General features: G+C 57.6%; 6 protein-coding genes and 1 pseudogene. 4 read left to right on the top strand and 3 right to left on the bottom strand.

The window, feature by feature from the left end; translation table 11 throughout:
• Positions 1-317: 317 nt before the first annotated feature.
• Genes L1P09_RS06285 through L1P09_RS06275 form a run of 3 tightly spaced genes read right to left on the bottom strand, consistent with a single transcriptional unit; the run spans position 318 to position 4,885 of the window.
• Positions 318-1,703, bottom strand: coding sequence for a TolC family outer membrane protein (locus L1P09_RS06285; protein WP_446839585.1), 1,386 nt, complete (start codon positions 1,701-1,703; stop codon positions 318-320).
• A gap of 26 nt (positions 1,704-1,729) precedes the next feature.
• Positions 1,730-3,055: an HlyD family type I secretion periplasmic adaptor subunit gene (locus L1P09_RS06280; protein ID WP_070085788.1), complete on the bottom strand. Its 1,326-nt coding sequence runs from the start codon at positions 3,053-3,055 to the stop codon at positions 1,730-1,732.
• Positions 3,056-3,067: 12 nt separating this feature from the next.
• A complete protein-coding gene (locus tag L1P09_RS06275; protein ID WP_235768600.1) occupies positions 3,068-4,885 on the bottom strand; it encodes a type I secretion system permease/ATPase in 1,818 nt (605 codons plus the stop codon).
• A gap of 532 nt (positions 4,886-5,417) precedes the next feature.
• Between L1P09_RS06275 and L1P09_RS06270 the strand changes: the two genes are divergently transcribed.
• The 4 genes and pseudogenes from L1P09_RS06270 to L1P09_RS06255 all read left to right on the top strand — a co-directional run bounded on the left by L1P09_RS06270 (position 5,418) and on the right by L1P09_RS06255 (position 12,775).
• Complete coding sequence (locus L1P09_RS06270; RefSeq protein WP_070085790.1) at positions 5,418-6,299, top strand: hypothetical protein; 882 nt, start codon at positions 5,418-5,420, stop codon at positions 6,297-6,299.
• A gap of 17 nt (positions 6,300-6,316) precedes the next feature.
• Positions 6,317-7,756 (top strand): DUF4214 domain-containing protein, encoded by a 1,440-nt coding sequence (locus L1P09_RS06265; RefSeq protein ID WP_070085791.1) that lies wholly within the window; start codon positions 6,317-6,319, stop codon positions 7,754-7,756.
• Between the two features lie 144 nt (positions 7,757-7,900).
• Positions 7,901-10,372 (top strand): glycosyltransferase family 2 protein, encoded by a 2,472-nt coding sequence (locus tag L1P09_RS06260; protein WP_070085792.1) that lies wholly within the window; start codon positions 7,901-7,903, stop codon positions 10,370-10,372.
• A pseudogene (locus L1P09_RS06255) lies at positions 10,369-12,775 on the top strand (glycosyltransferase family 2 protein). The gene L1P09_RS06260 and the pseudogene L1P09_RS06255 overlap by 4 nt, the downstream one beginning before the upstream one ends.
• The last annotated feature ends 18 nt before the right edge of the window (positions 12,776-12,793 follow it).

The following is a 12,793-nucleotide window of genomic DNA, read 5'->3' as shown; positions in this document are numbered from 1 at the left end:
ACCAACTCCGATAGTGCCGTGCGGGCATGGATAAATAATGGAACCACGCGGGCCGTTCCTGCCGTGCGTGTAAAGATTCAATGCGGAAGTATACATAGGTCGGACGGAGGACTCGACTTGCAAAATAACCGCGTGGCCGGTTGTGCTGTATCGGCTTGCCGGCCGGTGCCTTGGGCAGGGTGCAACGGGTGAACGACCTAGTAGATGAGGTGAAGGATAAGTACCCGGGCAAAGGCTTGCCAGCCTCTAGCGTGTAGGAAAGGTCTGAAACGGAAGGCGGGGCCCGTGCCGACCACCGCCTGCCGCCCAGCGCTCAATCAGCCGCGCGCATTGACCCGCGCCACATCACCACCCGGCAGGCTGGTTTCAGGCACCGGGCTAAGCCAAACGTTGACATTGTTGACGCTTTCCTCGGTCAACTCCCCTGCCCAGCGGTTCAGCAGAAACAGGTTGGTGATGAAGTCGTACTGGGTTTTCAGCAAGTCGCGCCGGGCCTTGAATTCGTTCTGCACCGCGGTCAGCACATCCACGGCGTTGACCACGCCGAAAGAAAATGCCTTCTGCGCCGCCAGGCTGGACTGCTGCGCCGATGACAATGCATTGCGGTTGGCGCGGATCTTCTCGACAGCGGCCTGCGCGGTCAGGTAGGCAGTGGTAGTTTCCTTGACCACCTGGCGGCGCACGCCCTCCAGCTGCTCCTCAGCTGCCAGCTGATCATCGTACAGCCCACGCACACGAGCAGAGGTGGAACCCCCGCTGTAGATCGGAATTTTCAACCCCAGCGACGCTACATAGCTGTCACTGCGCGGCGTTTGGGTGTTGTCATAACCTTGGTCGTTCTGCTGCGCAGTCAAACTCAGGCCCAACTGCGGATAGTGCTCACCCTTGCCTTCGCGCACCGCCGCTGTGGCTGCCTCTGCTCCACTTTGGAAAGATTTGAGCATCGGATTGGTTTCGATAGCCTGAGTGACCCAGTTTTGCAAGGGGCGGGTAGGCGCCTGCAACGCTACGTCATTACGAACCCGGCTAAGCGGCTCGGTAATCGGGCGCCCGACAATCTCGGCCAACGCCTCGCGGCTGACCTGCACCTGGTTGCGCGCTTCCACTTCCTGCGCAAGCAAAAAGTCTACTCGCGCCTGCATATCCAGCTTGTCGGTGATCTTGGCCATTTGCCGGTCGAACATGCTACTGACGCGGTCCAGGTTTTTCTGGGTGGCCCGGCGCTCCGCCTGGACCAGGGCCAACTCGTCGTCTGCCGCCAGCGCTACGAAGTAGCGCTTGGCCAGGTCGACCGTGGCCTCCGCCAGGGTATCCTCCGCCTCATACCCCTTCTGTGCCTTGAGGCTCTTGGACTTCTGATAACGCTCCCACGCCGGCTTGTTGTACAGATACTGGGTCAAGCTGAGCGAATAGGTTTCGGTGTTGTAGATGGCCCGATCGAGTTCGTTCTTTCGCAGAATGCGGCTGGAGTTGGCATTGGCCGACACCTGGGGCAACAACCCACCCAGCGCGGCACGCTGCTGCTCACTCGCAGAGCGCGCCCGTGCGTAAGCCGCCAACACCCGCGGGTCTTCAAGGCGCGCCTCCCGGTACAACCCGGCCAGGTCCAACGCATAAGTAGAAGCCGACACGCCCTTCGGAGCAACGCCTTCGCCACCCCTCCCCTCTACGGCCACCGCCTGCCAGGCGACCATGCACATCATTACTCCCGGTAGCAAACGCAGCACGATCATTCCTCAATCAGCGATTCAGCGAACATGTTGCGCGCCGGTTTCAGCAGGTATTGCAGCATGGTGCGGTCGCCTGCATTGATCAAGACTTCGGCCGGCATGCCAGGTTGCAGCTTGCGACCGGCCAGTTTCTTCATGCCGTCTTCGGTGACTTTAACGCGCACCAGATAGTACTGATCGCCCGAGCGCTCATCAACCAGGCTGTCCGCCGAAATGCGCGTCAGCTTACCCTCGATGATCGGCGTAGTGGCCTGGTTGAAAGCCGAGAAGCGGACGTCCGCAGTTTTGCCCAATTCCAGCCGGTCGATATCCCGCGGGGCGACTTTGGCTTCTACTACAAGCTCGGACTGCGCCGGCACAATGTCCAATAGCGGCGTTGCGGCACTGACGACACCGCCAATGGTGTGCACCTTCATATCCAGCACCATGCCGCTTTCAGGGGCACGGATAACTACGCGGGAAAGGCGGTCGCGAAGCGCTGCTTCCTTTTCCTGCAGGTCGAACACCTGAGCCTGTACGTCGGAAAGCTCCTTGGCAACATCGGCATCGAACTTCTTCTTCAATTGCACGATTTGCAGTTCGGTCTCGCCAATCTGCAACTTGGTCTTGGTGATGCTGGACTGGTGGTCAGCCACTTCGGTCTTGAGCATGTCAAGCTTACGCTCCTGCTCCAGCAACCGCTGGTTGTCGACGAACCCCTCTGCCAACAACTCTTTCAGTTGCTTGATTTCACCGGAATACGACTTCTCCAGACCTGTCTTGGTGCGAATCATGTCGTTCAAGCCAGCAATCTGCTGCTGCATTTGCTGGATGCGCTCGCGGTTGACAGAAATTTCGCCCTGCAAGGAATCATGGCGCGCCTTGAACACTTGCTGCTCACCGGCCAACGCTTCCTGGGCACGACCAGAGTCGGTGCCCTCCATCGTCACCGCCGGGATCGACGCCAGGCCGTCGCGCTCGGCGCGCAGGCGTGCCTCTTTATAGCGTGCAACGATAAGCTGGTTACGGGTGGACTCGTATTCAGCGCTGAGCTGTGACTCGTCCAGCACTATCAGCGGGTCACCTTTGTTCACCAGGTCACCATCCCGGGCATGCAGCTCTTTGACGATACCGCCTTCCAGGTGCTGCACGGTCTTGCGGTAGTTCTGCACGGTGACCACGCCAGTGCCGTGCACTGCGTTGCTCAAAGGGGCGAAAGCCGCCCAGGTACCGAAAATGCCGAAGGTGACAAAGACGATGGTCAACCCGATGCGGCGGATGCCGCGGTCTGAGGTGGGCATGTCATCGAAATTGTGGTCGAAATTTGTAATTGCTTTACTGCTCATCTAGAAGTCCTTTCAAGCGCCAGTACTGGTAGTGGCGGGCACAACCGCCGCAGGCGCAGCAGGGGCAGCATCTGGCGCGGGTGGAGCAGTTGGCGCAGTGGCAGGCGCCTGGGCAGCCGCCGCTGGCGCACCACGCTGCTGAAGCTTGGCTTGCTGGGCGGCCAGTTCAGCGATAACGCGATCGCGCTCGCCATACAGCGAAATGGTGCCTCCAGCCATTACCAGAATACGGTCCAGGCGGGTAAGGATATTGGGGCGGTGAGAAACGATAAATACCGTGGCACCAGTTTCCTTGAGCTTTTGCAGTGCCACGCCCAATGCACGCTCGCCCACATCGTCCAGGTTGGAGTTCGGCTCGTCGAGTACGATCAGGCGCGGGTTGCCGTAAATGGCCCGCGCCAGACCGATCCGTTGGCGCTGACCGCCTGACAAGTTCACGCCCTCACTACCAATGACCGTGTCGTAGCCGTCTGGCAACATCAGGATCATTTCATGCACACCGGCCATTTGCGCGGCTTGCACTACTTTCTCAGGGTCAACCTTGTCGAAGCGCGCGATGTTTTCGCTAATGCTGCCCTCGAACAGTTCGATGTCTTGCGGCAGGTAACCCACGTACGGGCCAAGCGCCTGCTTATCCCAGCTGGCGATATCGGCGCCATCAAGGCGCACCACGCCATGCTGTGGCGGCCAGATCCCCATTAAAGCACGCACAAGCGTGGATTTGCCCGCAGCACTCGGGCCAACGATACCCACGATTGAACCTGCCGGCGCTACAAAACTGATGCTTCGCAATACAGGGGCTTTGGCACCAGGAGGCGCTACGATCAGGTTCTCGACCTGGATGTGGCCCTCTGGCGCAGGCAATGGCATGCGCTCAGGCTCTTTGTTCAGGTCATCCATCACTTTATTCAGGCGGTCATATTGCACTTTGGCTGCGACAAAGCCTTTCCAGCTGTTGATCATCTGGTCGATCGGCGCTAGCGCACGCCCCAGCAGCAGCGAGCCCGCCATTAACAACCCGGGGTTGATTTCGTGAGTAACGACAAGATACGCACCAATAGCCAGCATGATCGACTGAGACCACGTTCGGAATGTTTTAGAGGTAGAGCTTACGACGCCCCCTTTATCACTGGCTTCGGACTGCAGCATCATGATGTTGCGTTGGCGTTTAGCCCACCGGTTCATCAGCGTCTCGAGCATACCCATAGACTCGATCACTTCGGCGTTACGCAGCGTCTTGGTCGTTATCACGTTGGAGGCCACGTTCTCTTTGTTGGCAGCAGCCAACGCCTGCCCTGTAAGACGGTGGTTGACGACAGCCAGCACCGACAGAACGGCACCACATAGCAGCGTCATCCAGCCGAACCACGGGTGAAAGAAGAACATTACTATGGTGTAGATCGGAAACCAGGGGGCATCGAAGAAAGCAAACAGGCCTGGCCCAGTAAAAAATTGGCGCAAGGCTGTGAGGTCATTCAAGGGTTGCGCAGTTGCATCCGCACCCCCACTGGTCAGCGCGCGCTTGAAGCTTGCACGGTATACATCCCGACTGAGCAACACATCCAGACGGTTACTGATACGAACCATGATGCGAGAACGCACCCACTCCAGTGCCCCCATTGTGAGTAGCAGCACTGTCAGGATCAGCGTCAACATGAGCAATGTTGAAGTGCTGCTGGAGGGCACGACTCGACCCGATACCTGGATCATGAAGAAGGTAGGCACCAGCATCAGCGCGTTGACGAAGAAGCTGAAGAAACCGACCGAAAGGAAGCTGCTTTTACAAGCTTTCAGGGCAGCTTGCAGATTATTTTCGGATTGTGAACTCATGGTATCCATACTGAGAAAGGCGGAAGCGGCAGGCAGTGTAACACCCGCATAGGTACGTCTGGCTCTCAGATTATCCGGAAACGAGCTCGTTCCCCGACCAGCCGCGATTATTCATGAAAGTTTGTTGAGCAATCCGGCCCTGAACCTCCACCTTTCGCCAGACGCAACACAAGGCGACAAACGGCTAGCAGGTCAAACCTTCCTGCCAAGTCTTTGTCAAAAAAATCAGGGCGAGGCGAAACCTGCGTAGCGCTTTGGGTAGGCTGCTGATTTTTCTAACATTTTTCTCTGCCCTGGGTAATCCTATTATTTTTGTCGGGTACTAAAACCAGACCCTCGAGAGCGCGAAAGTCAGCGCTAAGTTCCGGACGAATATGAAATTTTTTTTAGATTTCTTGGTTGACAACCCTTCCCTCTGACGGCATCTTCGCCACTCGCAGGGAGCCTTCACCGGCCGTTTGGTGCACGCACGGGTTTGAGCAAGTTAGCTACCAGTGTTTTTGCTTAAAAGGAGCTTAACAACGCCATGTCTATGCCTTCGCAGACCCTTGACGGCCTGAAAATCAGTTCCCGGGTTACACTGCTCGAGCCGGGCATGTACATCTTCCGCTACGCCTCGCAGCCCCCTGCAGACAAGCCCGTGTGCATCGCGCTACAGCAAGCGCCATTGGGCAAAGGCTCCATCGACTTCTTCCCCGCCGAGGGCGTCAGCAAAAACATGCTGACCAAACTGGGCGATACCATCGTGGCTCGAGTGAAAGGTGGCGTGACCACCGTTCTTATCACCGAATACCACATGTTCGACGAAGTTATCGATCCAATCGACCTTCGCATCGACCGCATAGACACCTCGCCGGCCATCATGCGCACCTACGCCGTTGTCGCAACCGCGGAGCCAGCCCAGGCCATTGCTGCAAGCGCCAAGCCCTTGCCTGTTAAGCTTATCGCCCACCTGAAAAAGGCGGGTGAGGTAACCTCCAACGAGGGTTGGGTAGGTGCACCCGGTACCGAAGACTTCATTGAATCGTTTGCCGTCGAATGGGCTGAAAAACCGGTAGGCGTCGACTTGCTCTACACCTGCATGGTGGCTGGCTCAGGCCCTTGTCGCAATGTGTCGACGGGGACGTTCGTCGGTGCCAAGGCGCAGGGCTTGCCACTGCTGTGCGTTGGTTTCAGCCTGGTCGGCCCTCTGCGCAAAAACTACGAATTGACTGGTGTTGTGGTGTTCGGCAATGCCGAACCACAACGCCTGGTCGCCAATCAGATGATGCATGGCCCCACCGGCAACGAGCCGCTGGTGGCGCTGCATATCGCCCTGACCCCCGTTACGAAGATGAACGCTGCCCGCCTTAAGTCTCCGTGGGAAAACTCTGCAACTGAGCAGACTACTATTGCAGCAGGCCAGCCGGCCTGAAGTAACAGGAATACACCATGCAATACGATAATCCCGTATCGAGCAGCGACGTACAAGCTACTCTGACCGCCGAAAGCGCCAACCTGTCCGACTCCACCATCGAGGCTATCAACAGCCTGCTGAACCTGGACAACGCAGAGACCGTTTCGGTTGCTGGTATCACCGGCACTACCGTTCAGCTGCCAGCTTCCGGTGCTGCAAGCATCGTTCAAGGCACTGTTGAAGGCGTTAAAGGCGACACCGTGGTACTGGACCTGGCTGCTGCTGAAGCTGCTGGCGCCAGCGTTTACCACCTGCAGAGCGATGCCAACCTGGTCGTGAACCTGGAAGGCCAAGCTGCCGCTCCTGCTGCCGACGTTCAAGCCTTCGCTGCCCTGGCTGCAGTCGATACCTCGGCTATCGAACTGGTAGTAGCCACCGGCAACGGTGACGACGTAATCACCGTTAAAGGCGACCAGAACACCCTGATCGACGCTGGCAACGGCAACGACACCATCGTTACTGGCAACGGCAATAACACCGTTATCGCTGGCGCTGGCAACAACAACGTCACCACCGGTACCGGCGATGACACCATCATCCTGAGCGGCAGCAACCACGCTGACATCGTCAACGCTGGCGAAGGCTACGACGTTGTTCAGTTGGATGGTTCGCGCGATGACTACGCCTTCGCTGTCGGCAACAACTTCACCGTGAACCTGACCGGTAACCAGACTGCTGCCATCAGCAACGCTGAGTTCCTGAGCTTCGTGAATGGCGAAGAAGTTGAAACCGTAGCCCTGGCTCACAGCGAAGCAGAAGCTTCTGCCCTGCGCCTGTTCCAAGGCATCCTGGACCGCGATGCTGACCTGACCGGTGCTAAGTCGTTCGTTGCTCAAGTCAACAACGGCACCTCGCTGTCCGACATCGCCAACGAGTTCCTGAACTCGTCCGAATACGCCGGCGCGAAAAACGCTGCTGACGTGAACGAGCTGTACCAAGCTCTGCTGGGCCGTGCTGCTGACGATTCGGGTGCGAGCACCTGGACCGACCTGCTGGCCAACGGCGGCTCGCTGGCTGATGTAGCCGCTGCCATCGCCGTCTCGAGCGAAGCTCAGACTCTCGACCAGTCGAACGGTGACTTCATCCGCGAGCTGTACTCCAACGTTCTCGGCCGCGATGCTGAGCAGCAGGACCTGGACTTCTGGGTATCCTCGCTGTTCAACGGCGCAAGCCGCTCCGACGTGGTTTCGGACATCATCACTTCCAACGAAGCTAGCGCCAAAGCCAACAACGACTTCGTCGAGTCGCTGTACGAGTCGGCCTTGGGTCGCGCTTCGGAAGCTGGTGAGAAGGACTACTGGACCGCTCAGATCGAGCAAGGTGCTTCCCACGCAGACGTCGCCATCGGCATCGTTGGTTCGAACGAAGCTGTTGCTAACATCGACAACGTCGTTGTACTGCACGGCCAAGTGTAACTAGCCCTGCTGTAGCGCTGCATATGTCCGGCCTCAGGGCCGGGCATATGCCAAAGGGGCGACTTTCGGGTCGCCCCTCTTTTTATTATCTGTAGCCAAGCCAAGCTTATGTCCAGACAACTCGACCATGGGCGAGAGACGCTCATGGGCATCTTCCACCGCCACCGTCAGGCCAACGAGCATGACGCGGCGGCAACTGCACTCGAACGTGCGTTGCAGGTTCCCGAGTATCGGGCCGAAGCACTCGTATGGAAAGGCATCGCGGCCTTGCCGCAGACGCCCGAGCTGGCTTTTTTATATTTTGCCAATGCCGCCAGAGCATTGCCCGAGCGGGCCGACGTTCACGCGTTGGTGGGGCGCAGCCTACTGGCGCAAGGCCACTTCGAGATGGCCACGCGCTACCTTACAAATGCCTGGAAACTTCAGCCCAACGATCTGGCGCTGCGGCTGACCCTTTGGGAGGCTCGTAGCCGGTCAGAAACGCCTGCAGAGTTGCGACGCACAATCATGGCCCACTTGCCCGATATCCAGACAGGTAAAGAGCTTGGGTTGGTAGTCAAGCTGCTGGCGGCGCAAAGCGACGCTCCGGGCACTATCGGTGTTGTGCGTTATCTGCCTGAACAGAAGGAAATTCAGGGCTGGGCGATCGACTTGCAGAATCTGCAAGCGCCCGCAGCGCTGCAGATTGAAGCCAATGGCGCTCGCATTAACGCGACTGCCAGCGCCGCCCACCCGCTGCTTGGTGCAGCGGGGCTCCCAGCGACCCATGGTGGTTTGCGGGTGAGCGTACCGAACCCCACCCCTGCAGTGCACATACAATTTACCAACGGCATGCCCCTGCTAGGCAGCCCGGTTTACGCCATGCCGGTCTTCGTTCCGCCTGCTAGCGTAGGTGGCGGCGAAAACAACCCAGTGGATGTGCTGATTCCGGTCTATAACGGCCTTGAGGAAACACTGGAGTGCATCAACAGCGCGCTGGACGCCCGCAAATTGAACCGCACCCCGCACCGCTTGGTGGTTATCGAAGACAAGACGCCGGTCCCTGCCCTGGCCAAGGCACTCAAGGTGCTTGCTGCCAAGGGCAAGATCACGTTGATCAACAACGCGGTCAATCTCGGTTTTATCCGTACCATGAACCGCGCCATGGCCCTCAGCCCGAACAAGGACGTAGTGTGGCTCAACGCTGATACCCGCGTGCACGGCGCCTGGCTGGATCGGTTGCGGGCAGTTGCTTATAGCGACGAACGCATTGCGTCGGTAACGCCGTTCACCAATAACGGCGAGCTGATGAGCTTCCCCCGTAGCCAGATCTGCCACGAAATGCCCAGCGCCAAGGCCCAGGCCGAACTGGATGAACTCGCCCGGCAGGTGGCCAGCCCACCCGTTGAAATCGAGACGGGCTGCGGCTTTTGCCTCTATATCAAGCGGGCCGCACTCGACCAGGTAGGCTACCTGGACGAAGTACATCTGGCACGGGGCTACGGTGAAGAAACCGACTGGTGCCTGCGCGCCCGCAGCCACGGCTGGCGGCATATGGGGGCGCCTAACGTGTTTGTGGCACACCGGGGTGGTATTTCGTTCGGTGCCGAGAAGGTAATGCGAGTGGCGTTGAACAACGCAACCTTGCGCCAACGCTACCCCGACGCATCCAGCAGCTATCAAGCATTCTGCCTGCGCGACCCTATCAAACCTGCACGCCAGGCTTTACAGCAAGCGCGCCTTGAGCACTTGCTACGTAAACCGGCGAGCGAGCGAAATCTCAGTTGGCAGATGGGTGAGGACAAGACGCTCTACATCCACGATGGCTCAAATGACGATGCTGTTTTCAGCTTGGCTTATCACCACAGCAGTCATCGAACTTGGGTAGTGCTGACCGCCCCATTGTGCCCCTTGCCTCTGAATCTGGAGTACGAACTGCCGGGCGATTTCACTCACTTGGTCGAATGCCTGCGCAGCCTGCCATTGCAGGCAATGTTGTTCCAGAACCTTGCCCGCTGCCCGATTGGCTTATGTGATCTACCGGCAATGCTGGACATTCCGTACCGCATTCTGTGCAACGACGACCGCCTGCTCGATTCGCGGGGTGATTATGACTGGCGGCGTTTTGCTCGCGAAGCGGCCAGCGTTCAGTTGCCATGGCCAGCGCTACAACCTGTTTACAGCGATGCGCTGCCAGATTCCAACTTAGTAACAGAGGCGACTGCGGTCACCAGCGGGTTGGCTGTGCATATGCCTCAATCACTCGTCATTGGTGACAGCCTGCGCGATGCCAGCATTGCACAGCATTGGCTGGACGTTGCAAGGCATATTAAACGCGCGGAATTGTCCATCCGTTTGGTTGCGCCAAGCGATGGCCCCCTGCTGAAACAACTGCAAGCCACCGGTTCCGTTCATGTGCTGCCCGACTTGAATGGCTTCACCTTGGCCGAGCGAGCCCAAGCCGCCGGATGTGATGCTGTGCTCAGCCTGGCTGAAAATCCTGGCAGCGACTGGGCGGCCCCTCGCTTGGCAGCCCAGCTGGGTATACCGCTGTTCGCACCCTCCAATTTGTTGGCAAGCGACACAGGGGCCGCAGCCCTGACCGCCTTGCCTTTCACCCTGAGCCTGCTCCAATGACCGAACACCTTGTGGATCAACAGCAAACGGCTCAGCCGGTCGCCCTACCCGCCTTCAGCGGGGCCATACTTGGCCTTCAGGGGGACGTACTGCACGGCTGGGCGATGGACAACACACAACCGGAAAACCGGCCTGTCATCGAGGTGTTCATCGATGGAGCCAGCGTTGCTCTGGCACGTGCCGACCAATATGAGCCTAACGCGCCAATGGGCGACCAGTACCATGGGTTTGCCGTGCAATTGCGCCAGCGCTGGCTTGACGAGGCATGCTTGATCACCGCACGCATCGCCAACCAGTCATTCGAATTGGAAGGTCAACTGTCGCTCCCCGCAGCACCCAGTGACGACAGTGCCTCGATTGCGTCCCAGGTTTGGCATACAGGCGGCTTGCGTGTCGGTGGTTGGTGCTGGGATCCAAAGGCACCTGATCGACATGTGGAGGTTACGGTACGGGAAGGCGATCAAGTGGTTGGCCGGGCGGTATGTAAAGAGCACAACCAGGCCTTGGCGTACCGCGCCACCAGTGACCACGGCTTTGCTATCGATCTGCCTTGGGAGTTGGCCGATGGCAAGGTGCATGTGCTGGAAATCATCAATGATCTTGGCCAGCCACTGGCAGGTAGCCCCATTCGCTTGTGCTGCTGGCCGGAGGGCCTTGAAGGGCTGCTCCATAAATTGGATCCGGCGCACGACGCCGCAACGGTCGCCCTGCTGACTGAGGTTGCCAAGGACCAAACCATGCGCCTGCCAAAAAGTGCAGGCTGGCATCACTACCCACAATGGTTCGAGGTGTTCCAGCGCCTAGACTCCCTGCCCTTACCGCCGCTACAAGGCAAGTTGGGAGTGCTGCTGCTGAGCGACGGCGATACGGCACTGGAACAATTGAGCCTGAACAGCCTAGGTGCCTGGGACGCTGGCACGCATGCAGTTGCTATCGCCCCCCCCACGCAACCTATTGCCAGCGCTCACTCAACTGCTTGAAGGCGGCTGCGATCGCATCCTGCCAATGGTGGCGGGCGATCGCTTGGCGCCTCTGGCGCTGGCGCACCTGAGTGCCTTGCTCGACGATGGGAGCGCATGGGCATTCGCCGACTGCGATCGCGACGGCCCGCAGGGGGAGCGCAGCCAGCCGTGGCTCAAGCCAATTTGGGATTTGGACGTATTCATTGGTGCAGACATCTTTTCCAGTGGCTCGATTTTAGGTGCAGATATACTCGAGCATGGATTGGCGCTGTTGGCGGCTCGTAGCAAAGACAGTTCAGTAAATTGGTATGACTTGTTTTCTGCTATCGCACTAGCTACCCAACAAAGTCAAGCAGTTGTATCACACATGCCACGTGTTCTCTATCACCGGAGCAGCCAAGCACCAATTAGCCCGGAGCAAGCTAAACCTTCAAATCAACGCCTCCGCGCTGTGGAATGGTTATGTGAAGCGTTGTCGCCAGGCTCTTCGGTAAGCCGTGTTACAGAATATCCTGCCCTGCTCAGAGCTCATTGGCCATTACCTGAAACACTACCGAGCGTGAGCCTTATTGTGCCCACACGAGATCAATACAAGCTCCTACACAAATGTGTCGAAGGACTTTTAAATGACACAGAATATCCTGATCTCGAAATTATAGTTGTTGATAACCAGTCCAGCGACCCTCAGACATTAAAGTATTTATCAGAGCTGAAAAGCCGCGGCGTAACCGTTCTTGATCATCCATATCCATTCAACTACTCAACAATCAATAATCGAGCCGCTCGTTGCGCTACAGGTGAACTTATAGGGCTTGTAAACAACGACATTGAGATTATTGATCCTTTGTGGTTGAAAGAAATGGTCGCACATTTGGTCCGCCCAGGTGTCGGCGCCGTGGGGGCTAAATTACTCTGGCCTAATAGAATGGTTCAACATGGAGGCGTCGTCGTAGGGGTTAACGGGCTAGCGGCGCATGCAGGCAACAATTTACATGAACATGATGCCGGATACCTTGCTAGTAATCAGATTACTCGCCAGCAAAGCGCAGTTACTGCAGCGTGTTTGCTCCTGCGCAAAAAAACATTTTTTGAAGTTGGCGGGCTTGATGAATTTGCGTTTCCAGTAGCGTTTAACGACGTAGACCTCTGCTTAAAAATCAGGTTACAACATTTGAAAATCATTTGGTGTGCCTCTGCAAAACTTATCCATGCAGAGTCTGCGAGCCGCGGCAAAGACGAAATCTCAGAAAAGCGCGCTAGAGCCATCCGAGAGCAGGAGGAGTTCACTCAAAAATGGAGCGCGACTGAGCATGGCGACTCTTATTACCATCCGGCGATAAGTCTGGACTATCTCAGCGGGCCTTATGGAGGACTATCTATTCCTCCACGACATACAAATCCAAGGACCACAAGCTCAACTTACAACCCCACCGCACCTTAACAAACATACAAGGATAGA

Origin of the sequence: Pseudomonas juntendi (assembly GCF_021560075.1) — a bacterium.
GTDB lineage: Bacteria > Pseudomonadota > Gammaproteobacteria > Pseudomonadales > Pseudomonadaceae > Aquipseudomonas > Aquipseudomonas juntendi.
This window is presented reverse-complemented; position numbering and strand designations above follow the sequence as displayed.